Raw genomic sequence first — 24,185 nt, 5'->3', positions numbered from 1 at the left:
CGTTTTACGTGCGCTTACTTCTGTTTGTTTTCTACACCTGGAAGCTCAATACCATCAAAAATCTTGATAACGGCACTGTCGTCTTCCTGGCCAAAACCAGCATTGCTTGCACTCAAAAACATGTTTAGTGCTGTGCTTGATAGAGGAAGTGGAAATTTGAGATCTTTTGCTGTGTCCGATACGAGGTTTAGATCTTTCACAAAGATGTCGACCATAGATTTAGGGGAGTAGTCACCATCAACTACATGCTTCATGCGGTTCTCAAACATCCAAGAGTTACCCGCTGCATTCGTCACCACGTCGTACATCAGGTCAAGAGGAATGTTTGCACGTGCCGCTAATGCCATTGCTTCAGCACCAGCTGCGATATGAACACCTGCTAGCAATTGGTGGATAATCTTCACAGTTGCGCCTAGGCCAATCGCTTCACCGATGTTGTAGACCTTAGCTGCCGTTGCGTTGAGTACTGGTTCAAGTGCATCAAATGTGCTTTGCGCTCCCGACGCCATAATAGTCATCTCACCTGATTCTGCTTTTGCAGCACCACCAGATACCGGTGCATCAAGCATCACAAGGTTGTGTTCTGCCAATTTCGCTTCAATTTGTTTTGCGTCTTCTGCTGAGATGGTTGCTGAAACCATTACTGGCGTATTCGGCTTAAGCGCTGTAGCAAGACCGGTTTTGAACAAGACCGTGTTAACTTGAGCTGCGTTCACAACAAGAACTAGAACCGAATCAAGCTTATCTGCAAACTCAACTGCATTTGTAGAAACAGCTTTTGCACCGAATGAACCTAGCTCTTCAAGCGCTTGAGAATTTAAATCGAAACCATATACATCTAGGCCTGCACGCACACATGACTTTGCGGCGCCCATTCCCATAGAGCCTAAACCGATAACACCTACAGATTGAACTTCACTCATAAAAACAATGCCTTCTGGTCTATTAAACTTTGTTAATTCTTGTTTGGTTAATGTGATTATATGTGAAGATTAATACTAAGACTTCGCTTTGAATCACATTTTTTCACATAAATTAACAATGTCGTGATATATACCTCTTTATGGGAAGAGACATTCCGAGCAGTTAACACAAGCGAAGGCTGTTCTTACAACGTTGAGAACATAATTCACAGATATTCACAAAAAATAAAAAGATTGGTAGGATACTGAAAAACAAGAATATAGAAGTGAAATTATGATCCCAGCAGAACGTCAAAGAACCATATTATCCCTGTTATCACATCAAGAAGTGTTAAGCATTTCAGATTTAACCGACCACCTTGGCGTATCACATATGACCATTCGTCGTGATATCGTGAAGCTTGAATCCTCAGGTAAAGTCGTTTCTGTTTCTGGTGGAGTGCAACTCGCTCAAGCTCTACATTCAGAACTTTCCCATGATGCGAAGGTCGAGCAACAAGCGGATGAAAAGATTCAAATTGGTAAGCTGGCGGCTACGTTAATTGGCCAAGACGCTACTATTTACTTGGATGCGGGAACAACCTCTCTAGAAATCGCCCATCAAATAGCAAATCGTAGTGATCTTTTAGTGATCACCAATGACTTCTCTATTGCTGCTTTCCTTATGACGCACAGTGAATGTGAGCTTTACCACACAGGAGGAAAAATTGACCGCGAAAACCAATCCACCATTGGTGGAAAAGTCGCAGAGTTCTTGAACGGGCTAAATATTGATATCGCCTTTATTTCGACCTCATCTTGGAGCTTGAAAGGCTTATCAACACCTAATGAAAATAAAGTTCTCGTAAAAAAAGCGATCATCAAGGCAGCACAAACCAACTATCTGATCTCAGACTCAACTAAATACGGTCAGATAGCGAGCTTTCATGCATTAGACATCGAGCAATTGGACGGAATTATTACCGATCGAAACCTATCAGAAGTGGTCACACAAGAATTAACGGATAAAGGATTACGTGTTTATAAAGAGTAACACTACCTAAACACCTGAGTTCGCGTCACTTTTATACTCGTTAATCTATAGGTGCTTCCAATATACATAGACCTTATTGTGTACTTTCTGGCAGAAAACACATCCTTTTGTTTTCTAAATTACCAAATTACTGATTACATCTGGATATGGACGCTCACTTCGCTTTATCGCTGCTCGTCACTTGTCATCAAAAATCAAATTCACCGCAATTGCCATCAAAACTAAGCCTGAGATTGGCAGCAAGACACCTAATGGCGAGCGCTCTATGTAAGGCAGATTCTCTGCAATCAATAAACCCCACTCGGGTTCTGGCGGCTTAACGCCTAGTCCGATAAAACTCAGAGAAGTCAGGCTGATCGTAATGTACGGCAAACGCAGAAACGCGTGACGAATCAATGGCGGCAGCACATAAGGCAACAAGTAGTAACGGAGTACTCGCCACTGACTGGTTCCCCAAATGGGCGCAAGATGCGTATAAGGCTGCGCTTTGGCTTCCATCAACAAGCTCGCGCAGGGCGCCGCTAATGGTGCCCACGACACCATAACAATCGCAATCAAGGCACTGTTTGGGTTCATCCCCGTTAGACCAGCGGTCAGCAGACCCGCCACAATGTATGGCACACCTTTGGTGATCTCAATTAAGCCTCGGCTATAACGAGTCACGAAGCCGAGCAGCAAACTAATCACCAAACTTAGGAACTTTGCGATGATGCCCATTTTGATCGTCGACATCATACCGCCGCCTAAACGAGCAAGCAGATCTCGACCAACGGCGTCGGCACCAAACGCAATTCAAGGCGAGTAAAGTGGATGGTGTAAGGATCGCGCATTAACGCCCACCCCGCACAACCAATCAGCAAGGCAAAGCGTAAGATTTGAAACTTACTGATGTTCGCCGATAGCCAAGTGATCACCCAAGGCTCATCTAATACACGCTAAGGCTGTCATTGAGCAAGCGCCCGAACATGAACCAGAGTTCTCCAGCAAGGAATAGCATGGATAACTGATACAACCAGCAAACGTATTCTCATACAAAGCTTCAAATAGGATAACGACTTATGAGAAAAGCCAAGTTAACTACATATAAATGAGTTTCTAGTTTGGAAAGATTAGCGTTTGGTTGAGCATGGCAGATCAGAATGTATCTGCCATGTCATAACGGTAGTGATTGGTGAAAAGAGACCGTACAGATGATATTTAAGGCTTGTGGGTTTCATCTGACAATGTTTAGGTAGATACCAAGCCTTATGTTCTGTAAAGCACCTTTACAACATGCCAGCCGAACTTGGTTTTGACTAGATGTGGCGTCAGAACCTCGCCAGAAAAGCACACTTTGTCGAACTGAGGTACCATTTGACCACGGCGGAACTCACCAAGATCACCACCGCGCTTACCTGACGGGCAAGTGGAATACTTCTTCGCTAGTGTCTGAAACTTTGCGCCTTTTTTCAGTTGCTTGATAATGTCTTCTGCTTGCTCTTTGTGCTTCACAAGAATATGTAATGCGGCTGCTGTATTTGCCATTGATCTATCTCTCACTATTCTGGTCGCGCAAGTGTACCCAATCCCTTTTAACACGCCAAACATTTCTTGTTTATACCTAGGCGGCTTCAAGGTTCAAATACATGGGACTATAAAACTTTCGGCATAACAAGATTAAAATACAACCAAGTTTTGCTCAGTTAATCACTATTCTTTAAGAGATTGTCTAAAAAGCTCACATTTGTCTCTCCGATGGTTGAAGCCTTCGTCTGATAAGATTAGATTAGACACAATTCGGTGGTATTTATAAGGTTATTTCATGGCAAAAGTCGTTAGTAAAGCGAATCAATCTCAGGGCATGTTGATGTTCAAACTCACCCTGCAACAGAGTTTCGCGATAGGCACGCTAAAAGTCCGTGAAATCGTTCCGTATATGCCAACCACGAAGATCCCTTACTCGCATCATCACGTCATTGGCACCGTTACAATACGTAACTTAACAGTGCCTGTGATCGACATGTCAGCGGCTGTCGGCTTTCGTCCTATCAGTGAAGAAGAATACAAGAATTGCTACTTGATCGTGACAGACTGTTTGCGAACCGTGGTCGCCTTTATGGTTCGTAGTATTGAGAAGATCATTGAATGCGATTGGAAAGCCATTGAAACCCCACCAGCGAGCGCTGGGAAAAATATTTTCGTAACAGGTATTACTCGCTACGAAGACAAAACGGTTCAGATGCTGGATGTAGAACTGCTACTTTCCAAAATTTATCCGCAATACGAAAACTCAAAGATCCCGATGCTGACAGATGTTGAACGTGAGCGCCTAAAAGCATTAAGCATTCTTTTGGTGGATGACTCTTCCATCGCTCGTAAACAGCTGTGTGATGCTCTTGATAGTATCAATATCGGATACCAAATTTGTAAAAATGGTTTAGACGCATTAGAGCTGATGAAAAGCGAGGCTGAGGCTCATCGACCAATCGATATTTTGGTCAGTGATATTGAGATGCCAGGGCTTGACGGCTACGAGCTAGCATTCGAAGTACAAAATGACTCCGCTCTTAATCACTCATACCGCATTTTGCATACATCGTTATCGAGCGAAATCTGTGTAGACAGAGCTCACCAAGTTGGCGCACACGAGGCGCTTGAGAAGTTCAATGCTGGTGAGCTGATTGAAGCCATGCTGCGCGGTGCAAAAGAACTAGAAGCCAAAGCTATGGCTTCTTAACTCTTAACTAAACAGCCAAGAAGCAAATTGTCGAATATGGTGTTTTGCGGCCATTTTTTCGCGCAGAAGCTTTGATGTTCGCAGCTGCTAGTTTCTCAGGTCACTTCTTTGGCATCGAGTAACTACAAGATACAAACTCTGTCTCTTCGACTTGATTGATGTGATTAATATAAGAAGCCAAGCTATAAAGTACATTCGCCAATAAGTTCGCGTAACGAAATAGAATGGGGGCAGGTTGCTTCTTACCTGCATGTTCGATCGCAACTAATGCTCGTACCGTTTTTTTAGCTTGGCAACGGCACAAATGCAATTGACTGGATGCAGGGTGCCCTCCGGGTAGAACGAAACCTCTGAATCCACCATCAATGCGTTGCTTAAGCAAGTCATAATCTGCCTTTAGCTCTTCAACTTCCGCTTCTGTAATCGCTAGCTTTCCGCGAACCGAACCATTTAGGTGATAAACATTAGGCTGCATTCTTGTCAGTATATCGCGGCTAAACTCGTCCAGATCCATCGCGAGAACTAAACCAATACGACTACAAAGTTCATCTGCCGTGATTTCAAAGTCACAAACCGGACTGTCCTCGTAAATAAAGGGATAGCAAATCTCGCTCAATTCCTTGCTCACAGGTTTCATGCTTTTGTTCCAATATAAAAAAGGGAGTCAGTATAACCTAACTCCCTTTATGCATTCATTATTCCGAATGTTCGATATTTACATGACTGGTTTACAATCAAGCACTTTCGATTTTCTTGTGACCTTCTTGAAGGTGAACAAAATCTACTAAATCATCACCAGACACTTGATACGCCTGACCAAAGCCTTTAACAAATAGCCCCGATTCTGGCTTTAAGTTAAACAACACGAAATCCTCTAGTTGGCTGAGACCATCAATTATCTCCCCAAAACGTTCTTTCATTTGTCCAACAACTTGGTGCCACATCTCCGTGTCACGCTCAACCACATTTGCCACAGCATCAAAAGTTAAGCGCTTACGAGCAAACAACTGCTTTGAAGATTCTTCATCTTCGATCATCATCAAAGAAACGTTTGGGTTTTCTAGAAGGTTACGAGCATGACGAGCGATTTTAGAAATGAGTACGAAGTAGCCTTCCTGATTTTGGACATAAGGCGCGTAGCTTACATTAGGGCGAGCTTCTGCATCGACAGTTGCAAGCTGAAGCGTACGACGCTCCTGACGAAACTCTTTGATCTCTGGCCCTAAACGACCTTGCAAACGCTCTTGTTTAACTTGTTGATCCATATTGATACCTGACTTTACTAATTAGTATTCGAGTTGAGCCTCGATTATGTTTGTGATTACTTTTTCAATTCGGCTTGCAGGGCGCGGAATGCCGTGACTTGATCTTCAAGTAGCTCGCGCTTTTCGTTACGGCCTAAATAAACTTTGAAAATATTGCTTCCGCACTCAGAGAAAAAGCCAAAATAGTGACTCTCTCTGCCCATAAACGGTTTGCTGACCAATGCAACATTTTTAACATTATCTAGCTTCAAGTGACCGTGTAGCTCACCTTCTCTGCCCATTAAATTGTAATAGCCACGCGCTACTTTTCCCTTTGGGAATGGCGCTTTGACTTCAAAAATAGAGCCAAAAGAGTGAACAATAGTCGTCACTGGGCCGAAGCCAACCAAACCTTCTAGAATGCTTTGTGCTTGCGCTCCTGGAGCGATGGCCACCATTTCCTGCGGCAAAGCCGCAACAACCTCAAATTCAGAAATACCGAGACGTTCTGCCATCGCTGCTGGCAATAATTGCGGTTCTTGCTCTAGTAATGCTTCAACTTGTTGTTTGATTGATTCCATATGTTTTCCGTCTTTTTTCAATTTTTTCATTAATTATTGGATACTTTCGGTACGGTTTCGTTCATCTCTGACGTAAGTACCTGAATACAACCTTGAGCCAATGAAACAGCCCAGAAACTACCAGCAAGAGTAAGAAGTAGGCTGCGTTCATGCAGTTCCACTAAACCTTTTTGCTGCCACACTTTAAATAGGGGCATTAAAAATCCGAACGTGTCCTCCCCCATAAACGATGGCAGTTGGTTTGCCTGAACGATACCGCGATCAAACCCGGATTTGAGTGCAGCAAATAGTGGCTCTAGAGGGCTTTGCTTCATCATCATAGCGATGGTGCTTTGCCCTTCTTTGATGGCTTTAATATAGGTCGCCAATGTGCTATGTTGCATCATTCCGTAACCACCGATATTACCTCCAGCGCCACAGCCAATTGGCAGTACCTCTGCATATGTCTTGGCTAAACTGTTGTATAAACTACGTTCACGGTTATCGATTGCCCAATGGTTCACACTCAGTTGCTTCATATGGTGTTTGGCCATAAAGTTCACACCAAGCTCATACATGCCTGCTTTTTCTGGCGTGGTAGCTGGTGGGGGGATTTTTCCTTTTTCTACAAGGTTAAGCATGGGTGCTGAACCACCGACTACCAACTGATATAAGTCCAACCCGTGTGCGCCAGTCGAGAGAAAATCATTTAAATCTTGCTCTAACACTTCTTTGGTTTGATAAGGCAAGCCGTAGAGTAAATCGATAATGACAGGAATTTTGTCATCGTTGGCAATCTCGCTAACTCGCTTTAGCACATCTTCTCTATCATCTAACCGTTTCGCGCTGCGACGCACTTGTGTATTAAAACTTTGTACACCAAAAGAGAAACGATTAAATCCACCGTCGAGAGCGCCTTGGTATAGCTCATCAGAAAAACGGTTGATGCGACCTTCTAAGGTGATTTCACAATCCGCAGCCAAAGGAAAGTGCTCATGAATCGCCTGGCCTAACACGCGAACCTGTGCTGGAGACAGATCCGTTGGCGTTCCACCACCGATATACACAGCATGGAAAATACCGTTTTGTGTCCAAGGCAATGCAGCTTTCTCCTTGAGCTCCTGCATCAGTGCGTCAAAGTACTCATCAACCAGTGCGCGGCTCGCAGCATTTTGAAAGAAGTTACAAAAGGTGCAACGTACGCGACAAAATGGAACGTGAATATAAAGACAACGTTTATTGGTCGCTTTAACCGAGTTAGCGGTAACGCTTGAAAAAATTGCCTGTTGCTGAGGTGGAGGTACAGGCACGCTCGCTCCGCCAGCGTGTGCCGAATGTTTCTTAACAAAGGCAAATCGCAATGGGTCAGGGCTATCGCTTCCCAACACTGATTCGTCAAATTTATCGATATCGACGCTCATATATACTCGCTTAGCTCCCACCATATAAGGGGTAGAGGCTGGTCTTTAAAAATCTGCAAGAATCATAATTTGAGCGTAATGATAATGCAATTGATAATTGATCTTATTTCGGTTGTGAGTAATAATCTGCTCAAGTTTTCATAGTTTCCCGAGATATTCCGTGAACGTACAAAGATATGTCATTGCAGGAGGTGCTTCCCTTGCCATCCATGCCGCACTTCTTTTTGTTTCTCAAGAAACGAAAGTGTTCGCGATGCCTGCTGGAAATCCAGCAAGTTCGGTAAGTTTAAACCTTGTATCGGCACCACCACCTACCGTCGAAACATCCACGCCAGAAAATGTGGCGCCACCAAAAGAACCGCAGCCTCAGGAGCAGCCTGAGCCGGAAAAGAAGATCGTAAAGAAACAGGTCGTTAAGAAAGACGCTGTTAAGAAAAAGGTAGTGAAGAAAAAAACAGAGCCGGTTAAACAATCTAAGCCTAAGACGGTGGAACCAGCCAAAGCCGTAACAAAACAAGAGAATCAGCCCGAAGCCAAACCGAAGAAAAAAACGGAACCGGCGAAGAAAGAGATGGTCGCTCAGCAAACCGCGCCAGCGAGCCAATCCAAAGGGGCAACGTCTCAACCTATTTTGGTCGACAAACCTACGTTTGTGAATCAACCAACTCAGCCTCGCTACCCAAGATCTGCACAAAGACGCGGTATCGAAGGCGTAGCCTTATATGAAATATGGCTCGATGAAAATGGCAATCAAATTAAACAGGTTTTGATTGAGTCTTCCGGCACAAAATCGCTGGACGCCTCAGCGCTTCGTGCCATCAAACAGTGGCAATTTACACCACATATTTCGGGCGGGCTAAAAGTGGTTCACCGAGTACAAGTACCTGTTCGTTTTAAGTTGGATGGATAATGGAACAACTACAAGAATTACAAACTCAACTTGGCCTAATGACATGGCCTTTGATCATTTGCTCAGCCCTCACCGTCATGATCATTACCGAGCGGTTATTCCACGTTTTGATTAGCCTTGGCGTAGGGAAACGAGCCATTCGCCAAAAGCTCATTGGGTTAGACCCAACGAATGGAAACGATCTTGAGACGCTTGCAGAAGAATTGTCGCATAAGCGACCGCTCCTTTATCGTGGCGTTGCCATGTTGCTTGCCCATCACTCTTTCTCAAAGTCTCTAAGAGAAGATGCCGCAGGCATTTGGCTACAAGAAAAACGTCATCAGCTGCATTCTGGCCTTCGCTTACTGACGTTGATTGGCGTCATTAGCCCTTTGATTGGTTTGCTTGGTACGGTACTTGGCTTAATTGAGATGTTCAAAGGCATCGCTGTCTCAACGGGGAATATCACCCCGAATGATTTGGCAGACGGTCTAGGTTTGGCCATGCGCACTACTGCAGCAGGTCTTATTATCGCCCTTCCTGCGATTTCAGGAGCACAAATCATTGGTTTGTGGGCGGATCGTGTGATCGCCAAACTCGAACACACATTAAACTATGTCAACTTATGGCTTGAAGGTATCTCTCTGCAACACGTGTCGCCAGACAATTCAACATTAGCAGTGCGCTCTTCTGCAAAGGTCAAGGCAGAAGCACAATGATTAAAACGCCACAAGACAACACTCGTAACGACTTAACTCCTGATTTAACACCGCTGTTGGACATCATTTTTATCGTAATGGTTTTCCTGATGTTAACTGCAGCGGTCAAGCTCGATTCATTAGATGTCAATTTACCGAGTACAGAATCTCAGGCCGTTGCAGATGTCGATAAGCAATCCATCACGGTAAACATTCTTAAAGACGAGCCTTACTGGGCCATTAACGGCAAGACATACATCAATTGGGACAACTTTACCCTCGCGCTGCTAGAAGAGAGTAATTCAAGCGATAAACCGATTGTGATTGGAGCAGAAAAAACCGCGAACATTCAGTCGCTAGTTCAACTTCTCGGCTTTTTACAAGAAAACGGAATTCAGGCAACTCAGTTACTCACTGAAGAGCCGTCATAAAAATAAATAAGATAGAGATCCTTTCAAAATGAAGAACACACGTGCCACCATTCACGCTGTTGTTACGGCAGCCATTTCCCTACTTGCGAGTAGCCAACTTTTTGCCAATGAAACACCATCATCAGAGCGTGTTGTTAGTGCAGGCAGTGCCGTCACTGAACTGTTGCTTGAACTCGACGCCAAAGATAGCTTGGTTGCTATCGACGTAACCAGTCAGTTACCAAAAGGCATGGAACTGCCTAAAGTAGGCTACCATCGCCGCCTTTCAGCAGAAGGGTTGCTCGCCTTACGTCCGACAAAAGTCATTGGCTCTGATGAGATGGGACCGAAAACAGCATTGAACCAATTAAAAGCGGCGGGGGTAGATGTAGAAATCGTCAATACCGATGCCAACGTTGAGGGCCTTTACCAACGTATCGATCAAATTGCGAACCTTATGAATCGCCAGGCTAAAGCGGAAGATTTAAAGCAAGATGTGAAAGCGCAAGTTCAAGCACTCAATGCAAATCAACCTGCTCAAGCTCAGAAAAAGAAAGTACTGTTTCTACTCATCCATGAAGGTCGACCTGCGAACGTTGCAGGATCAGAAACCACACCCGATGCAATTATCCAGCTAGCAGGCGGACGAAACCCAGCTGCTGACCAGCTGTCTTCTTACAAGCCTTTATCCACAGAAGCCATGGTAGAGATGCAGCCTGACGTTATTCTCGTTAGCGGTCGCAGCTATGAAACGCTGGGCGGTGCCGATGCGATTTTAAAAGCAATGCCACTTCTCGCCGCAACACCTGCGGGAATGAATAAAAATATCATCACGATTGACGGTCACGCCCTTGTTGGTGGTTTGGGTCTTAAAAGCCTTGCAGAAGCCGAGCGTTTGAATGCGCTGCTTTACCCATAGAGACATGGCATGTTGTTAAGACGTATCTCCCTTTCAACGACGTTATCCGTACTTAGTGGCTTTTTAGCATTTGTTGCTATCGCCTCTATTACAGTAGGTCCAATGAGCATTAGTTTCACTGACAGTTTGCGTAGCCTAACAGGAAGCAGTTCTGATCTCGCTCCTCACATTCAGTTGGTGATTAATGAGATCCGATTACCTCGCACCATTTTATGTATGTTCATCGGGGCTATTTTGGCGATTTGTGGCGTGGTTATGCAGGGCCTATTCCGTAACCCGCTGGCCGAGCCCGGCATCATTGGTGTGTCTGCTGGTGCTGCACTTGGCGGTGCGTTCGCTATTGTTGTATTTGCAGAGTTTAGCCAAAACTATCCGCAACTAATGAACTTAGCTGCGCTGCCTCTTTTTGCTTTCCTAGGTGGTGCGTTGACGACCATTCTCGTTTATAAACTCGGCACAAGTAAGTTTGGTACCTCAGTTACGATTATGTTGTTAGCTGGTGTCGCCATTAGTGCGCTTTCAGGAGCGGCGATCGGTTATATGAACTTTATCGCTGATGATCAGATGCTACGAGATCTGACACTTTGGTCGATGGGCTCATTAGCTGGCGCAAATTGGTCGGGGATAGGCCTATCTGCTGTTACGCTGGTCATCCTGTTATTCTGGTTCCAGAAAAAATCGATGGCGCTAAATGCTCTGTTGCTAGGGGAATCAGAAGCAAGACACTTGGGAGTTCCGGTCCAAAAACTCAAACGACAGCTTATTTTGCTCTCTGCATTGGGGGTTGGTATTACGGTGAGTATTAGTGGTGCAATTGGTTTTATTGGGCTCGTGATTCCTCACTTAGGACGCATGCTAGCAGGCCCCGACCATCGAACGCTACTGCCAATCTCTGCACTCATGGGAGCGCTGCTTCTTACCGCTGCTGATATGTTTGCTCGTATTGCCGTGGCACCAGCAGAATTACCCGTCGGTATCGTGACCGCCTTGATCGGTGCGCCCTTCTTCATCTACTTATTGTTCCAGCAGAAAGGGAAGATTTTGTAATGAACCAGATCGTTTTATCGGGTAAAAACATTTCGATGAAATTTGGCAAGCGCGTTGTTCTCGATGACATCAATATTGATATCCGAGCTGGTGAAGTGACCGCCCTACTCGGCCCCAACGGTGCGGGCAAAAGTACTTTGCTCAAGCTTCTGTGTGGTGAAATCTCTTCAAATCATGACATCGCCTACTTCGGTAAACAAAAGCATGATTGGGAGCCTGAAAAAAGCGCAAAACACATTGCGATGCTTCCACAGCACAGTACCTTGACCTTCCCATTTCTAGCCAGAGAAGTGGTCGAATTAGGCGCGATTCCGCTATCGCTGTCCAATAAAGAAACCACTAAGTTAGCTTTACATTACATGGAACAAACCGATGTAATGCATTTGGCAGAAAGCCTCTACCCATCTTTATCTGGTGGCGAAAAGCAACGATTACATCTAGCACGCGTGATGACACAGCTACACCAATCTGGCGAGGAACGAATCTTGATGCTTGATGAGCCAACCTCTGCGTTAGATCTCGCCCACCAACACAACACGTTAAAGATTGCTCGTGAGGCCGCGAAAATACAGAACGCCGCAGTCGTTGTCGTGTTGCATGACTTGAATTTAGCCTCCCAGTACGCAGACCGACTTGTACTTTTACATAACGGAAAACTGGTTTGTGATGACACACCATGGAATGCACTGACGCCAGAACGCATTGAGCACGTTTATGGCTACCGCTCCATCGTGACAAAACATCCAACTTTAGACTTTCCTCAAGTTCACGCCGCCGCTTAGCGTGTATCTCTTCTGAGCCGTCTCTTCTGCTTTCCAAACGACAAAGGCCCGCAATAATCATATTGCGGGCCTTTGCTTTGATATTTAATCGAATCTTGGGCTCAAAAGAGCGGCGAGAAAATTACTGTGTTCTGCCTTGGCTTTACAGCCAAAGCAGCAAACAAGTGTTCATCTAGCGCTCTCAATTGCTATTACTTACTCATTTGGATCAATGAACGACCAATCAACCACTCGAGCTCTTTGTCACCACCTGCGCCAAACTGGCTTTCAACCATTTTGTATAAACGGTCAATACCGTTAGCAGCAAATTCTTGCGCATTTTCGGCCGTGACAATGTGATGGAATAGCAGTCGTAAAATCGCGAGGAACTCAGCATCTTCCAGTGCTTTAATCCAACTTTGTGAAAATGCACTTAGCCCTTTATCAAACTCTAGGTGTTCAATAAACATTTTAAAGATACGGCCATCCAGTGCGGCGGTGAAGTCCGTTTTCTTAGGGAAGTGATGGCTAATACCGGTACGAGATATACCTGTCTGCTGACTTAGAGTCGTGTACGACATTTTGTCGTAACCTAGTCTTAGTAGCTGATCAACAACGGCATCCATGATCTTTTGGATAGTGATTTCGGTATCTTCTTTACTACGCTTTGGCATATTTTAAGCTCTTCTCTTTGTAAATCCATCTAACTCACTATTAAATGAGGCCAGAATGAAATCATTCTTAGCATTATACCCAAGTTGCCCAAGGCACTTCGTTAAGCGAAACCTAAAAATTGAACCGCTAACACCTGCGCATTAAGGCCATTTGGATATATGTACTGCGACTACTTAATATAAAGTTAAGTTCCAAATCATAACGTCTTTACAGTGCGTAATGTGCAATTTGCAGTTATGTTTTTGTCAATACATGCTACTCAAAATAAGGCGAAAAGTTAGTCTCATCAAAACCTTGCGCCAATTATTCATCGAAACTATTCAAAGACCAAGAATGATAATTATTAAAAATAATCAATCAAGAAATAGTCTTATAAATTGTCCATTAGTTCAACTGGGCTGAGCGAAATCTCGTCACTATGTTCGTTAATTGATTTTAAATGTTGATATATATCACATTAACGTTCTTGATGATTTAGTAATCCAATCTTTAACCCTTACTTAACAAGCGCCTATTCTGTTCTTTTTTTATTCAAAACTCGTCATTTTTGTAGATACAGATCAAATACCTGATAGAATACCCTTAGTATTTACAAGAGGATTCGTTATGAGTGTCGAATTAGAAAAAAACCAAGTATGTGAAGCTTGCGGCTGCGCGGGCGAGATTGGCTTCATCATCAAAGAAGGTGACGAAGTTGCCGACGTAACGGTTTTCGCACAGACAAAAACAGAGCTAGAGTCTGAACTACAAAAATACATTGAGCTCGCTAAATCAGTATGTGCTGATGTTGAATACAATGTTTCTGAAATAACAGAAGAGTCCAACCAAGCGACGGCTCGATTCAAATTTGAAGTAAGTGCTGAAAAGCTTATCTTTGAATTAAAAACTCGCTCACTCGCGCGTTAATGGAAAAAGCGAGCTCTGTGCTCGCTTTTTTATTTTTCCGTTATCCTAATATTAAACAAACCGTTTTTTGGCGTTTATTTATCTTTTTTGAATACCACCCACTTTAACGAACCATTCGTTTCAAAATCGTTCTCAGCTGTACACATCAGTAATACACCCTCAACATTAATCACGGCTCCGGTGGTGTAGGCTTTATCATCGTAGTAACAGATACGCTGACCTACCTTGCCGTCAGCGACCACCAGCGCTTTGCTTTCTGGCGTACTGTATGATTTAGCAAAAGCGGCCCCAGATAGTAGTACTGCTACAACACCAGCGGCAAAAATAAACACTCTTTTTAACTTCATGAAAATCTCCCTCAGACGCTCATGATACTAACAAGGACGCTTGTTCAGTTCTTGGCAGAACCTCATATTCTTCATATCTCTACTGATATTTTTCTCACATTTACTTTTAAATAAACTATATAATCAATCACTTAATCATTCCCTAACTTGCACACTGAAGCAACTCGGCATCGTGAGAGCGTGTATGCTTTCAGATAAAGCCCTAATTTGAAGTTCTTGGGCTAAAAATCAAAAACTGTTAACAAAGTATGCATAATGAGTCTATTTAAGTATAAGATGAGCACTTAAGATCTCTATGTTTAACTAAGTCTCTGGCTATGCGTTTTGTTTCCCTTTTCCTTACCTTGATGCTGCTCTGCTTCCCATCTTTCGCATATGAGCTAGATTACTACTCTAAGTTTGGTCACACCGATAATTACGGTAATCTTGATCTACGAAACAAACCTTACACTCAATTACCTTCTGGGTTAGTGGTCAAAGGCAACTTAAATATCTCGCAAACCCCGATCAAAAAGCTGCCTAAGGGGCTTGATGTGGGAGGCAGTTTGGAAGCAACCAACAGCGCACTCAAAACCATTCGCTCAGGTACAAAGATAAAAGGTTATGCGAATCTACTGGGTAGTAAGATCGAAAGCTGGCCTAGGGGCATCAAACTCGGCGGTTATCTGAACTTGACGGATACACCATTAAAAACGCTCCCAGCTAAACTTCGAGTCAAAGGCGATTTAAGTGTTATTCGCACTCCTATCTCTGCTCTTCCTGAAGGATTGGTGGTTGATGGTAACCTTTATATAGGAGGATCCGCGCTACAAGTATTTCCAGACACGATGACGGTGAAAGGGAATATCTTTTTAGGTGGCAACAAGATTACCAAGTGGCCTAGCAATTTAACCCTTGGCGGGGCCGTTGCTCCTTAAAAAGTAGACAAAAAAAGCCCCGGAAAACCGAGGCGTTAAGGCGTTCATAATCCATCAAGTTCAGTGATGAATATTACTCTTGATTGTTCACTGGGTTGGCATAGCTCGCCACCAAATAAGGTCTTGCACCTTCAGGTAACTGCTCCAATTTATCCGCGAGGTGACGCTTCACCGCCTCTGTGATGATGCTTGAATCTTCGCGTCCAGCAGCTAACAAGTTGATTGGGTACAACTTGTAGTTATTGTGAATTTGGCGGTCGATTTCACCGGCAAGAGATTCTGGCGTTTCAAACTCTTGATCAATCACATCACCAAACGCGACATGCACACGACCTTTATAACCAATGATGCCCTGAATGATGCTTTCGATATCTTCAAATTCACCTTTTTCATAACGGCCATTTTCTGCTTTTTCGTACAGCTCTTTTGCTTTGGCAATGTCACATGGATCATTTTCATAGGCAATCGAGACAGGAACGATTTTCAAAGAACGCGTGTATTCACCAAAGCTGATCTTCTGCTTGCGGCCTTCAACATGGAACATTTTTAAAATCGCAGGATCAGTAAAGTCGTTTCCATCTTTGGCACGACCTTCCTTTTGGGCAATCCAAATTGAATTACCGGTATCAAGCGAGTGTTTAATGTAGCTCGACAGTTGTCCTAATGCTTTCATCATTTCTCTAGGCGCCTTAGCAGAGCGCTTAACGATGAAGCTTTTATTGAGTCGCATCAATTCTGTCGCACATGGCTTCTTCAGCAGGTTGTCACCAATCGCAATACGAACCGTACGGTGCCCACTTTGGTACAAGCCATAGTTTACTAGAGCAGGGTCCATCGCAATATCACGGTGGTTAGAAACGAATAAGTACGACGTGTTTTTATCCAGCTTATCCAAACCAGAAAAAGTGACGCCATCCGTTGTCTTATTCAATGTATCTTTCAGATACTTCTTCACTTCAATCTGAATCGCTTCTACTGAATCAAGCTTGCTCCATTTAGCTTTCAGATAGATGCGCAGGATCGGGCTCATTAGCGTTTTAAACCACGCTGCTTTATTAGCAAAGCGATGATCGAGAATAGCAGTGATAAATTCATCATCTTGGATTAGACGATCCAGCGCTGCTGGAATTTCTTCGTCATTGTAAGGACGAATTTCAATATAAGGATCGGTATTGGCAGTCATTGTTCATTACATATCAAAAAAAGCTGGCACATTTTACGCATAGTTTTGCTGACAAGCAGCATTTCAACCCATACTTTTAACATGGTCATACCAGTTAGGCTACAATTTCTCATGCTAAAAAATTCTCTCAGCTGGTTGGAATCGTATAGGTTTAACGTTACCCTTAGCGCCAAAAAACACTGGTACTCATAATGAACTACGCAATTGAATTTCACGACGCTAAATACCCCTTTCTTGAAGTAGCTGCGCGCAAAAAAGCACTGAAGCACAGTCTGCTGTCTGTCGTCGAAGGGTTAGCCGTCATTAAATTGGGTAAGCAGGAGTATGCCATTGAACCAGGCCAATATTTTTGGATTCCTCAAGGATGTTTGAGCTCCCTCACCTTTTTACCTAATTCTCGTGTATATCGTTGTGATTTTTCTGTGCGTTTAAATGATGACTTCTCACAACAAGCAGGTTTTGTGAAACCTTCACCGCTGCTAAAAGCCCTCGTCGAGAAACTAGCAACAACAGCCGAGCGCTCGGATCTGCAAACCGATCTGCTGACGGTAGTAAGACATGAAGTATTGACTCTCTCTCCTAAACTAGCGCACTCAACGTTAACAAAAACCATCAATCAGTGGACGCCTGGTTGTGACATGGACATTTCTAAAGAGCTGTGCTTGGTACTCACACTCCGTGAAGCAAGAAAAATGAAGCTGTCGGGAAAGAAAGAAGAGCAGATTGTCGATACGCTTTTTGCAGGTAACACAGAAGAATATGAGCAACTTTGCTTTTTGGTCTTTGGAGAAGCGCTATAACTCGCATTCTAAAGAGCCATCTTTTCAGTATTACGCAGAGTGACGCGCACAGAAAATCGAGACTCAGATAAAAATAAAAAGGGCGTACATGGATAATGTACGCCCTTTTTATGTTCGCTCAAGGTGACTAGAAGGGAACTTCAATCTGCATCATCCAGTCAGCGTCGTAATATTCGTGCCAACGATAATCAAATCGCATTCTTGGCTGTCCGTCGGATTTATCACCAAAACCCACGCTGAACATCAGGCCATGACTACGGAGCCACTCTTCTGTGTCCATTTTGCTCTCTTCGTCTCGGAGCTCTTCCGGCATCCAAAAACCAAGTCCAAAATAATTCTTTTCTAGATTTTGGGTTAGGAGTGGTGTGTCTTCCGGCTTAATCGCCCACTCTTCCCAATAGTTTTCTGTTGGCCCTTCGAATTTCGCTTCCGCAGCATACCAAATCAACGCATCCGTACTTAATACGCCAATGGAATCTAAAATTTCTTCACAGATAGGAAGGGTGTTATCTTCAAACACAACAGAACGATCAGAAAAATAGTTACACGCAGAATGAGCTTGTGTGACCACAAGCAGCGCACATGCACTAAATACGGCTAATCTGACCATGAAAATCTGACCTCTCAGTTCCCAGATAATGTTTCTTTGTATAAGCCTTCGTTAAGCAACAATTCACAGACGGACGGGGTTGTGTAGGCGCTTATGTCTTCACCCGTAACCAATGCGTTACGTATATCCGTGCTTCTGACTTTTACTTTTTCAGGGCACGCCATAACAGTCCAACGTTCCATAATCTCTTCTGCTCTACTAAATTTAGCAAATTTGAAGAAATTATCAGGACCTATGACAAAAGTTATATCGGCTGTTGGGTAGATTTCTTGAATTTTTTCTAACAACGCATAGGTTGTCACACTTTGTCCGGGTTGGTACAAAGCTTGCTCTGCATCAGAACGCCGAACATTAGAAAGCCCCATATCTTTGATGAATGCATCAACCATTTTGCACCGAGTTGGGTAATCGAGCATATTCTTGCCCCAAGCGTGTGCAATGCTAGGTTCAAGTAGCACAAGGTCAAAGTGGCTCAATGACTCAATAACACTTTTGTGCCCTAAACTAGGTGGGTTAAATGCACTACCAAAAATGGCGATTTTTTTCATATCCGGTGATTACCTGGTTGAAGAGAGTTTTCTAATCTGATGATTTCGGTATGATACTACTAATCTTTACAGCTTTTGACCCTAAAGTCGTGTTTATCAGTCTCAATTGCATGGTTTATCACCATTTGAGCAAGCGGGCTTTGGTGTCTGAAATATTTGCAGGAAAAGGAACCCTAAATGGAACAATCCATCCGTGATGAAATGCGTGTACTCCCTTCAATTGATCCGCATTTTGAAATTGAACGCCGTATTGCTTTTATTAAGCGTAAGCTACAAGAAGCAGGTTGTAAGTCACTCGTGCTTGGCATTAGTGGCGGTGTTGACTCAACCACGTTAGGTCGCCTTGCCCAGCTTGCAGTAGAACAATTGAATGCGGAATCTGGTACTGACAAATATCAGTTTATCGCAGTACGTCTGCCTTACGGTGAGCAAAAAGATGAAGATGAAGCGCAACTGGCACTCTCTTTCATCAAGCCAACACACTCTGTGTCTGTGAACATTAAAGATGGTGTTGACGGTTTGCATGCGGCGACTGATACCGCGTTGCAAGGGACGGGCCTGCTTCCGACTGAAGCCGACAAAATTGATTTCGTAAAAGGTAACGTAAAAGCGCGAGCTCGTATGATTGCACAATATGAAATCGCTGGTTACGTTGGCGGCTTAGTATTGGGAACAGACCACTCAGCAGAGAACATCACTGGTTTTTACACTAAGTTTGGTGACGGCGCGTGCGACCTTGCCCCTCTATTTGGTTTAAGCAAGCGTCAAGTCCGCGAGTTGGCTGCAACATTAGGCGCACCAGAGCTACTTGTTAAGAAAGTACCAACGGCAGATCTAGAAGAACTAGAGCCGCAAAAAGCAGATGAAGATGCTCTGAACTTAACTTATGAACAGATCGATGACTTCTTAGAAGGCAAACCCGTTCCACAGCAAGTGAGTGATCGTCTGGTAGCGATTTACAAAGCAACGCAGCACAAACGTCAGCCAATCCCAACGATTTACGACTAAGCGATATTTTCCGTTCACTTTTAAACTCAAAACGCTGCTAAAGTTAGCAGCGTTTTTATTGAGAACCGGGGAGCCTTCTCGCTTAGTTTGTTACCGTCACGTCCGTCTCTGGGACAGCACAACACGCCAATACGGTTCCCATCGCACGTTCCTCATCTGTCAACGCAGGCACGTCCGGATGATGTACTTGACCCGACGTAAGCTGAACCTTACACGCGCCGCATAAGCCAGCACGACAGCTATTGCTAACAACCTTCCCTGCGTCTTCAAGCTGATCTAACAACGTTTTCTGATTATTCCCTACAACTTTCGTCCCATTGAAATCGATCGCTATGCTCTTCTCTGGTCTTGAAGTGACTGAAGATACGCCAAACGCTTCTTGATGGTAGTTTTCTTCTGGCAGCCCTTTTCTTAGTAGGAGATTTTTCGCTTTCTCCATAAAACCATCAGGACCACACACAAACACTTGGCGCTGTTCAACATCTTTGATTTGCTTAATGTGTGACAAACTTAAACGCCCTTTTAACCCAAACCAATCAACGGCAGGTTGCGTTAAACAGACTTTTACTTCTAGCCCTGGGTGCTCACGCTTTAACTGCTCCAACTCTGAGCGACAAGGAATATCATTTTCGGTACGACATTGATGGTAGAAAACCACGTTCTCCAACTGATTGTGATCCGCTAAGAAACGTACCATCGATAGCATTGGTGTTACTCCACTGCCTGCAGAGAGTAAGAGCAGAGGCTGCGCTTCATGAGTTTTTAGGTGGAACTGGCCATCAGGTTGTTCTGCCTCTAAAACATCACCGACTTGTAAATTGTCTAAGAGCGAATTAGAGACTCTTCCACCTGCAATACGCTTAACAGAAATAGCATAGCGACCCGGACGAGACGGACTGGATGATAGCGTATAGCGTCGACCTACTTTCTTACCATCAATATTCACTTCTATTGGCAGGTGTTGTCCTGGCAAGTAATTAGGTAAAGAACCTTTGTTTGGTTCTAACCATAAGGTCACGAAGTCTTGGGCGATTTCTTCACGCTCAACACATGTTAACGTCATGCGCACTGGCGAGTTATCCGCGTAAAACTCCGGTTCTTTGTATTCCAGCACCTCAACTTTATCGCCTTGACGAATAATGCCTTCATTCCGCGCGACAAGATTTTGCCCGAAGAACACACCACCGACATCATTTGCACGGAACTGTTGTAAGGTTTTAAGTGGCTCCTTGCTCTCTCGGAATGTGCCTCTTTGGGTATTCACCGTAGTCAGGATACAGCGCTCGCAAGGTTTGAGAGACTCAAACTCTACCTCACCGATTCGTATGCGCTTCCATGAATCTTCTTCAAACGGCTTGGTATCAGAGACCACTAAGTTAGTACGGAACTGATCCATAGAGTGTTGCTCAGAGCTTCTTCGGTTCAGTTCATCAAGGGAAGCCTGGCTAATCACTAACACCGGATAACCATCGGCAAAGCTAACGTTTTGACCTAGCTTTTCGCGGACACGATTCGATTGCTCACCACTAAACAACAACTCAACGCGCTGCCCCAACACACGACTAAACCAGTCATCTGCATCATCTGTCGTGGTATAGGCAGTAAACGTATCTTTCCAAACCGTTGCAGGTGTCTCCTGCATTTTGAAATCTTGGTAACGGATTTTAAGTGGCTCCATACCCAAACTACTAAACACCACTCCATCGGACAATAAGGCTGACTTAATGGTTACCATTTGCGGATACTTTCGCGCAGTGATCATCGAGCCATCAGCTTTCGCAATCATAAAGCGACGATCGAAGCTCAATCCTTGCTTCTCAACCCATACGGATGACAGCGATAATCCGCCAACTGACTTAACCGGAAAAACATTAATTTGGGATAAAACGGGTTGCGACATGGCCTTCTTCCTACGGGTGTTTTTTATTTGTTGCGGTATTGTATACTCAAATCACATTAAGTTGCAGAGTCTACTGCCTCTTCATCCATCGCAACTTTCTCGAAACCATATTCTTATAAATTTGGTTTTAGTGACAAGTATTTACTACACTCAATATTCGCGTTTTTTAACACCGTTCTGACCAAATACCGTTTGATAAAATGTGATACGACACACATAATTCACCCAAGTTATCACTGCCCCCATTTATCGATTTGGAGCTTAATTATGGATACAAGAAAACTGGTTCTGATTTTGTTATGTATCTTTCTTCCGCCTGTCGCGGTGTTTATGGAGAAAGGTCTAAATAAAGACTTTTTGATTAACCTAATATTGACGTGTTTCTTCTTTCTGCCGGGTACGATCCACGCGCTTTGGTTAACAATGAAGTAATCACTTACACTCTCACTCTGTAGAAAAGTGAAAAATGGGATGAAATGTGAGGGCAATTCCTCTATCATCCTGTCGCCTAAGCGCAAGCGTTTGCTCAAAAGCAAATACGGCGCTTGGGCTCCAATCAGACAACTTTTCAATGGTGGGAGCAATTAATGACAACACTGACAATCACTCGTCCTGACGACTGGCACGTTCACTTACGCGATGGGGAAGTTCTTAAAGACACCGTTCGCGACATCAGCCGCTACAATGGCCGTGCGCTGATCATGCCAAATACCGTCCCACCAGTTACTACAACTGAGCTCGCCCTAGCCTACCGTGACCGAATTCTAAAAGAGCAACATGGCGAACAGTTTGAACCTTTGATGGCGCTTTACCTCACAGACAACACCACACCAGATGAAATACGTAAGGCTAAAGCCACCGGAAACATTGTTGCTGCCAAGCTTTATCCTGCTGGAGCTACCACAAACTCAGATTCCGGTGTGACCAATGCGAAGAACATTTACCACGTTCTCGAAGCGATGGAAGAAGTCGGAATGTTACTTTTGGTTCATGGCGAAGTAACACATCACGATGTTGATATCTTCGACCGAGAGAAAGAATTCCTTGATACTGTCCTCGCTCCTATCGTCAATGACTTCCCTAATCTTAAAATCGTTCTAGAACACATCACTACCGCCGACGCAGCAAACTTCGTTAATAACGCCTCAGATAACGTAGCTGCTACCATCACTGCTCACCATCTTCTTTTCAACCGTAACCATATGCTTGTGGGTGGTATTAAACCTCATTTCTACTGTTTGCCAATTCTTAAGCGCGGAACCCACCAGCAAGCGCTGATCGAAGCAGCAACTAGTGGTAGCAAGAAGTTTTTCCTAGGTACAGACTCGGCACCACATGCGAAAGGGGCAAAAGAGTCCGCTTGCGGTTGTGCTGGTTCTTACACTGCACACGCAGCGCTAGAGCTTTATGCAGAAGTATTCGAGAATGAAGGCAAGCTGGAAAACTTGGAAGCGTTTTCAAGCTTCAATGGTCCTGATTTTTACGGCATTGCGCGCAACACAGATACGGTAACGTTAGAAAAATCCGCTTGGGATGTGCCGGAAACGATGCCATTTGGCAATGATATCGTTGTGCCTATTCGAGCAAATGAACAAATTGAGTGGAAAGTGAAGTAAGTACTTTACTGACGTTCCATCCATAAAAGAGGGTCATGCCTTTCTGTGAAAAGAAGTCATGACCCTTGTTGTTCTTGTCTTGTTTTGAGCTGTGATTATTAGTGGCCGCGAATTTTTTCTACAGCAGTCCACACAGCAACCACAATCAAACCCGCCACAAAACCGATAATACCGTTAAGCAAAATAGGCAGAATCGCTGTAGCAACCGAATGACCACTAAAGTTCATAATAATCGGCTCTACAAAGTGATGAATGGCAGGCACGTTGTGCACTACAATCCCCCCACCGACTAAAAACATCGCGGCAGTTCCCACAATCGTTAACAACTTCATCAGCTTTGGTGCAAAAGCAACTAAAGCACTGCCGACTTTCGCCATCCAGCCCTTACCTTTTGAGCGAATTTCAAGGTAGAAGCCCAAGTCATCCAATTTCACGATGCCTGCTACTAAGCCATAAACACCAATGGTCATGATGACTGCAATTAAGCTCACCACTAAGATCTGCGTCACAAGGCTCGCCCCAGTCACGGTACCCAACGCAATCACAATGATTTCCGCTGAAAGAATAAAGTCCGTTCGAATCGCACCAGCAACTTTGCGTTTTTCATACTCTTCTATCGACTCGCCAGTATGAACTAACTCATCTTTTTCTTCGTGCGGATGGGAGTGAGGGAACACTTTCTCAAGCACCTTTTCTGCCCCTTCAAAGCAGAGAAACAAGCCGCCAATTAGCAATAATGGCATGATAAGCCATGGAATAATCGCGCTAATTAGCAATGCTGAAGGAACTAAAATCAATTTGTTTTTGAACGAGCCTTTCGCAACCGCCCAAACCACTGGAATTTCTCGCTCAGATGCAACACCAGACACTTGTTGAGCGTTTAACGCTAGGTCATCACCCAACACACCTGCGGTTTTCTTTGCCGCCATTTTCGACATTAAGGCGACATCGTCGAGTACCGTGGCAATATCATCCAACAGTGTGAGTAAACTTGCTCCAGCCATTTTTTGTCTCTTATATGAAATCGAGTAAGTAACAAAATGTAACACCAATA

27 protein-coding genes and 1 pseudogene are annotated in these 24,185 nt (G+C 44.1%); 14 read left to right on the top strand and 14 right to left on the bottom strand.

Annotated elements, in window-relative coordinates; genetic code table 11:
• Nucleotides 1–14 precede the first annotated feature (14 nt).
• A complete protein-coding gene (ltnD, locus tag MTR11_RS11645) occupies nucleotides 15–923 on the bottom strand; it encodes an L-threonate dehydrogenase (protein ID WP_085344551.1) in 909 nt (302 codons plus the stop codon).
• Between the two features lie 274 nt (nucleotides 924–1,197).
• On the opposite strand from ltnD, the gene MTR11_RS11640 reads away from it, so the two are divergent.
• Complete coding sequence (locus MTR11_RS11640) at nucleotides 1,198–1,956, top strand: DeoR/GlpR family DNA-binding transcription regulator (RefSeq protein WP_243327587.1); 759 nt, start codon at nucleotides 1,198–1,200, stop codon at nucleotides 1,954–1,956.
• A 177-nt stretch (nucleotides 1,957–2,133) separates the two neighbouring features.
• Here the strand turns inward: MTR11_RS11640 and MTR11_RS11635 are convergent.
• Both MTR11_RS11635 and ppiC read right to left on the bottom strand, forming a co-directional pair.
• Nucleotides 2,134–2,822 (bottom strand): annotated as a pseudogene (locus MTR11_RS11635) (ABC transporter permease); the annotation flags it as partial.
• Between the two features lie 379 nt (nucleotides 2,823–3,201).
• Nucleotides 3,202–3,543, bottom strand: a complete 342-nt coding sequence (ppiC, locus tag MTR11_RS11630) for a peptidylprolyl isomerase PpiC (protein WP_074189873.1) — start codon at nucleotides 3,541–3,543, stop codon at nucleotides 3,202–3,204.
• 214 nt (nucleotides 3,544–3,757) lie between these two features.
• Between ppiC and MTR11_RS11625 the strand changes: the two genes are divergently transcribed.
• Entirely contained in the window at nucleotides 3,758–4,672 is a 915-nt protein-coding gene (locus MTR11_RS11625; protein WP_005392519.1) for a chemotaxis protein, read from the top strand.
• Nucleotides 4,673–4,772: 100 nt separating this feature from the next.
• Here the strand turns inward: MTR11_RS11625 and MTR11_RS11620 are convergent, their stop codons facing one another.
• The 4 genes from MTR11_RS11620 to hutW form a co-directional block, all read right to left on the bottom strand.
• A complete protein-coding gene (locus MTR11_RS11620) occupies nucleotides 4,773–5,309 on the bottom strand; it encodes an ATP:cob(I)alamin adenosyltransferase (RefSeq protein ID WP_243327586.1) in 537 nt (178 codons plus the stop codon).
• A 97-nt stretch (nucleotides 5,310–5,406) separates the two neighbouring features.
• Nucleotides 5,407–5,937, bottom strand: coding sequence for a heme utilization protein HutZ (gene hutZ, locus MTR11_RS11615; protein WP_065645732.1), 531 nt, complete (start codon nucleotides 5,935–5,937; stop codon nucleotides 5,407–5,409).
• A 56-nt stretch (nucleotides 5,938–5,993) separates the two neighbouring features.
• Nucleotides 5,994–6,497 carry a heme utilization cystosolic carrier protein HutX gene (gene hutX, locus MTR11_RS11610; protein ID WP_047008487.1) on the bottom strand — a complete coding sequence of 168 codons (504 nt, stop codon included), beginning with the start codon at nucleotides 6,495–6,497 and terminating at the stop codon, nucleotides 5,994–5,996.
• Nucleotides 6,498–6,526: 29 nt separating this feature from the next.
• The gene (gene hutW, locus MTR11_RS11605; RefSeq protein ID WP_243327584.1) at nucleotides 6,527–7,897 is read right to left on the bottom strand and encodes a heme anaerobic degradation radical SAM methyltransferase ChuW/HutW; all 1,371 of its coding nucleotides are present in this window, start codon (nucleotides 7,895–7,897) and stop codon (nucleotides 6,527–6,529) included.
• Nucleotides 7,898–8,057: 160 nt separating this feature from the next.
• On the opposite strand from hutW, the gene MTR11_RS11600 reads away from it, so the two are divergent.
• The 6 genes from MTR11_RS11600 to MTR11_RS11575 are packed head-to-tail and all read left to right on the top strand — an operon-like array spanning nucleotide 8,058 to nucleotide 12,642.
• Entirely contained in the window at nucleotides 8,058–8,807 is a 750-nt protein-coding gene (locus tag MTR11_RS11600) for an energy transducer TonB (RefSeq protein WP_243327582.1), read from the top strand.
• Nucleotides 8,807–9,505, top strand: a complete 699-nt coding sequence (locus MTR11_RS11595; RefSeq protein ID WP_053809617.1) for a MotA/TolQ/ExbB proton channel family protein — start codon at nucleotides 8,807–8,809, stop codon at nucleotides 9,503–9,505. Before MTR11_RS11600 ends, MTR11_RS11595 begins: the two co-directional genes overlap by 1 nt.
• Nucleotides 9,502–9,915 carry an ExbD/TolR family protein gene (locus MTR11_RS11590; protein ID WP_243327580.1) on the top strand — a complete coding sequence of 138 codons (414 nt, stop codon included), beginning with the start codon at nucleotides 9,502–9,504 and terminating at the stop codon, nucleotides 9,913–9,915. The genes MTR11_RS11595 and MTR11_RS11590 overlap by 4 nt, the downstream gene beginning before the upstream one ends.
• Nucleotides 9,916–9,943: 28 nt before the next feature.
• A complete protein-coding gene (locus MTR11_RS11585; protein ID WP_237284382.1) occupies nucleotides 9,944–10,813 on the top strand; it encodes a heme/hemin ABC transporter substrate-binding protein in 870 nt (289 codons plus the stop codon).
• A gap of 9 nt (nucleotides 10,814–10,822) precedes the next feature.
• The gene (locus MTR11_RS11580; protein ID WP_167427675.1) at nucleotides 10,823–11,860 is read left to right on the top strand and encodes a FecCD family ABC transporter permease; all 1,038 of its coding nucleotides are present in this window, start codon (nucleotides 10,823–10,825) and stop codon (nucleotides 11,858–11,860) included.
• Entirely contained in the window at nucleotides 11,860–12,642 is a 783-nt protein-coding gene (locus MTR11_RS11575) for a heme ABC transporter ATP-binding protein (RefSeq protein ID WP_243327578.1), read from the top strand. The genes MTR11_RS11580 and MTR11_RS11575 overlap by 1 nt, the downstream gene beginning before the upstream one ends.
• Before the next feature lie 191 nt (nucleotides 12,643–12,833).
• Here the strand turns inward: MTR11_RS11575 and MTR11_RS11570 are convergent, their stop codons facing one another.
• On the bottom strand, nucleotides 12,834–13,295 hold the full coding sequence (locus MTR11_RS11570; protein ID WP_005392508.1) for a TetR/AcrR family transcriptional regulator: 462 nt from the start codon (nucleotides 13,293–13,295) through the stop codon (nucleotides 12,834–12,836).
• A gap of 607 nt (nucleotides 13,296–13,902) precedes the next feature.
• On the opposite strand from MTR11_RS11570, the gene MTR11_RS11565 reads away from it, so the two are divergent.
• Nucleotides 13,903–14,202 carry a YfcZ/YiiS family protein gene (locus MTR11_RS11565; RefSeq protein ID WP_005375307.1) on the top strand — a complete coding sequence of 100 codons (300 nt, stop codon included), beginning with the start codon at nucleotides 13,903–13,905 and terminating at the stop codon, nucleotides 14,200–14,202.
• A 74-nt stretch (nucleotides 14,203–14,276) separates the two neighbouring features.
• On the opposite strand, the gene MTR11_RS11560 is transcribed toward MTR11_RS11565, so the two are convergent.
• Nucleotides 14,277–14,549, bottom strand: coding sequence for a YnjH family protein (locus MTR11_RS11560; protein ID WP_005392505.1), 273 nt, complete (start codon nucleotides 14,547–14,549; stop codon nucleotides 14,277–14,279).
• A 317-nt stretch (nucleotides 14,550–14,866) separates the two neighbouring features.
• On the opposite strand from MTR11_RS11560, the gene MTR11_RS11555 reads away from it, so the two are divergent.
• Entirely contained in the window at nucleotides 14,867–15,466 is a 600-nt protein-coding gene (locus MTR11_RS11555) for a hypothetical protein (RefSeq protein ID WP_031780261.1), read from the top strand.
• A gap of 73 nt (nucleotides 15,467–15,539) precedes the next feature.
• Here the strand turns inward: MTR11_RS11555 and MTR11_RS11550 are convergent, their stop codons facing one another.
• Complete coding sequence (locus tag MTR11_RS11550; RefSeq protein ID WP_006742201.1) at nucleotides 15,540–16,649, bottom strand: 1-acyl-sn-glycerol-3-phosphate acyltransferase; 1,110 nt, start codon at nucleotides 16,647–16,649, stop codon at nucleotides 15,540–15,542.
• 191 nt (nucleotides 16,650–16,840) lie between these two features.
• Between MTR11_RS11550 and MTR11_RS11545 the strand changes: the two genes are divergently transcribed.
• Entirely contained in the window at nucleotides 16,841–17,449 is a 609-nt protein-coding gene (locus tag MTR11_RS11545; RefSeq protein WP_047008435.1) for a hypothetical protein, read from the top strand.
• 127 nt (nucleotides 17,450–17,576) lie between these two features.
• On the opposite strand, the gene MTR11_RS11540 is transcribed toward MTR11_RS11545, so the two are convergent.
• Nucleotides 17,577–18,059 (bottom strand): hypothetical protein, encoded by a 483-nt coding sequence (locus MTR11_RS11540; RefSeq protein ID WP_006742203.1) that lies wholly within the window; start codon nucleotides 18,057–18,059, stop codon nucleotides 17,577–17,579.
• Nucleotides 18,060–18,073: 14 nt separating this feature from the next.
• The gene (locus MTR11_RS11535) at nucleotides 18,074–18,607 is read right to left on the bottom strand and encodes a nicotinate-nicotinamide nucleotide adenylyltransferase (protein ID WP_005392500.1); all 534 of its coding nucleotides are present in this window, start codon (nucleotides 18,605–18,607) and stop codon (nucleotides 18,074–18,076) included.
• 177 nt (nucleotides 18,608–18,784) lie between these two features.
• Between MTR11_RS11535 and nadE the strand changes: the two genes are divergently transcribed.
• Nucleotides 18,785–19,615: an ammonia-dependent NAD(+) synthetase gene (gene nadE, locus MTR11_RS11530; RefSeq protein WP_006742205.1), complete on the top strand. Its 831-nt coding sequence runs from the start codon at nucleotides 18,785–18,787 to the stop codon at nucleotides 19,613–19,615.
• An 82-nt stretch (nucleotides 19,616–19,697) separates the two neighbouring features.
• On the opposite strand, the gene MTR11_RS11525 is transcribed toward nadE, so the two are convergent.
• A complete protein-coding gene (locus tag MTR11_RS11525) occupies nucleotides 19,698–21,515 on the bottom strand; it encodes a hybrid-cluster NAD(P)-dependent oxidoreductase (protein WP_243327576.1) in 1,818 nt (605 codons plus the stop codon).
• Nucleotides 21,516–21,782: 267 nt separating this feature from the next.
• On the opposite strand from MTR11_RS11525, the gene MTR11_RS11520 reads away from it, so the two are divergent.
• Nucleotides 21,783–21,947 (top strand): YqaE/Pmp3 family membrane protein, encoded by a 165-nt coding sequence (locus MTR11_RS11520; RefSeq protein ID WP_005375297.1) that lies wholly within the window; start codon nucleotides 21,783–21,785, stop codon nucleotides 21,945–21,947.
• A 155-nt stretch (nucleotides 21,948–22,102) separates the two neighbouring features.
• Nucleotides 22,103–23,131 carry a dihydroorotase gene (gene pyrC, locus MTR11_RS11515; protein ID WP_048625318.1) on the top strand — a complete coding sequence of 343 codons (1,029 nt, stop codon included), beginning with the start codon at nucleotides 22,103–22,105 and terminating at the stop codon, nucleotides 23,129–23,131.
• A 98-nt stretch (nucleotides 23,132–23,229) separates the two neighbouring features.
• Here the strand turns inward: pyrC and MTR11_RS11510 are convergent, their stop codons facing one another.
• Nucleotides 23,230–24,135, bottom strand: coding sequence for a DUF808 domain-containing protein (locus tag MTR11_RS11510; RefSeq protein WP_243327574.1), 906 nt, complete (start codon nucleotides 24,133–24,135; stop codon nucleotides 23,230–23,232).
• Between the last annotated feature and the right edge of the window lie 50 nt (nucleotides 24,136–24,185).

The sequence above is a fragment of the Vibrio sp. CCB-PB317 genome (assembly GCF_022808245.1).
Taxonomy (GTDB): Bacteria; Pseudomonadota; Gammaproteobacteria; order Enterobacterales; family Vibrionaceae; genus Vibrio; species Vibrio diabolicus.
The sequence above is the reverse complement of the archived record's forward strand: the minus strand, read 5'-3'. Positions and strand labels throughout refer to the sequence as shown.

What these genes read in the sequence shown, in the direction of transcription:
- ltnD (WP_085344551.1), bottom strand. Translation starts at nt 923, where the DNA reads ATGAGTGAAGTTCAATCTGTAGGTGTTATCGGTTTAGGCTCTATGGGA.
- MTR11_RS11640 (WP_243327587.1), top strand. Translation starts at nt 1,198, where the DNA reads ATGATCCCAGCAGAACGTCAAAGAACCATATTATCCCTGTTATCACAT.
- ppiC (WP_074189873.1), bottom strand. Translation starts at nt 3,543, where the DNA reads ATGTTTGGCGTGTTAAAAGGGATTGGGTACACTTGCGCGACCAGAATA.
- MTR11_RS11625 (WP_005392519.1), top strand. Translation starts at nt 3,758, where the DNA reads ATGGCAAAAGTCGTTAGTAAAGCGAATCAATCTCAGGGCATGTTGATG.
- MTR11_RS11620 (WP_243327586.1), bottom strand. Translation starts at nt 5,309, where the DNA reads ATGAAACCTGTGAGCAAGGAATTGAGCGAGATTTGCTATCCCTTTATT.
- hutZ (WP_065645732.1), bottom strand. Translation starts at nt 5,937, where the DNA reads ATGGATCAACAAGTTAAACAAGAGCGTTTGCAAGGTCGTTTAGGGCCA.
- hutX (WP_047008487.1), bottom strand. Translation starts at nt 6,497, where the DNA reads ATGGAATCAATCAAACAACAAGTTGAAGCATTACTAGAGCAAGAACCG.
- hutW (WP_243327584.1), bottom strand. Translation starts at nt 7,897, where the DNA reads ATGAGCGTCGATATCGATAAATTTGACGAATCAGTGTTGGGAAGCGAT.
- MTR11_RS11595 (WP_053809617.1), top strand. Translation starts at nt 8,807, where the DNA reads ATGGAACAACTACAAGAATTACAAACTCAACTTGGCCTAATGACATGG.
- MTR11_RS11590 (WP_243327580.1), top strand. Translation starts at nt 9,502, where the DNA reads ATGATTAAAACGCCACAAGACAACACTCGTAACGACTTAACTCCTGAT.
- MTR11_RS11585 (WP_237284382.1), top strand. Translation starts at nt 9,944, where the DNA reads ATGAAGAACACACGTGCCACCATTCACGCTGTTGTTACGGCAGCCATT.
- MTR11_RS11580 (WP_167427675.1), top strand. Translation starts at nt 10,823, where the DNA reads ATGTTGTTAAGACGTATCTCCCTTTCAACGACGTTATCCGTACTTAGT.
- MTR11_RS11575 (WP_243327578.1), top strand. Translation starts at nt 11,860, where the DNA reads ATGAACCAGATCGTTTTATCGGGTAAAAACATTTCGATGAAATTTGGC.
- MTR11_RS11570 (WP_005392508.1), bottom strand. Translation starts at nt 13,295, where the DNA reads ATGCCAAAGCGTAGTAAAGAAGATACCGAAATCACTATCCAAAAGATC.
- MTR11_RS11565 (WP_005375307.1), top strand. Translation starts at nt 13,903, where the DNA reads ATGAGTGTCGAATTAGAAAAAAACCAAGTATGTGAAGCTTGCGGCTGC.
- MTR11_RS11560 (WP_005392505.1), bottom strand. Translation starts at nt 14,549, where the DNA reads ATGAAGTTAAAAAGAGTGTTTATTTTTGCCGCTGGTGTTGTAGCAGTA.
- MTR11_RS11555 (WP_031780261.1), top strand. Translation starts at nt 14,867, where the DNA reads ATGCGTTTTGTTTCCCTTTTCCTTACCTTGATGCTGCTCTGCTTCCCA.
- MTR11_RS11550 (WP_006742201.1), bottom strand. Translation starts at nt 16,649, where the DNA reads ATGACTGCCAATACCGATCCTTATATTGAAATTCGTCCTTACAATGAC.
- MTR11_RS11545 (WP_047008435.1), top strand. Translation starts at nt 16,841, where the DNA reads ATGAACTACGCAATTGAATTTCACGACGCTAAATACCCCTTTCTTGAA.
- MTR11_RS11540 (WP_006742203.1), bottom strand. Translation starts at nt 18,059, where the DNA reads ATGGTCAGATTAGCCGTATTTAGTGCATGTGCGCTGCTTGTGGTCACA.
- MTR11_RS11535 (WP_005392500.1), bottom strand. Translation starts at nt 18,607, where the DNA reads ATGAAAAAAATCGCCATTTTTGGTAGTGCATTTAACCCACCTAGTTTA.
- nadE (WP_006742205.1), top strand. Translation starts at nt 18,785, where the DNA reads ATGGAACAATCCATCCGTGATGAAATGCGTGTACTCCCTTCAATTGAT.
- MTR11_RS11525 (WP_243327576.1), bottom strand. Translation starts at nt 21,515, where the DNA reads ATGTCGCAACCCGTTTTATCCCAAATTAATGTTTTTCCGGTTAAGTCA.
- MTR11_RS11520 (WP_005375297.1), top strand. Translation starts at nt 21,783, where the DNA reads ATGGATACAAGAAAACTGGTTCTGATTTTGTTATGTATCTTTCTTCCG.
- pyrC (WP_048625318.1), top strand. Translation starts at nt 22,103, where the DNA reads ATGACAACACTGACAATCACTCGTCCTGACGACTGGCACGTTCACTTA.
- MTR11_RS11510 (WP_243327574.1), bottom strand. Translation starts at nt 24,135, where the DNA reads ATGGCTGGAGCAAGTTTACTCACACTGTTGGATGATATTGCCACGGTA.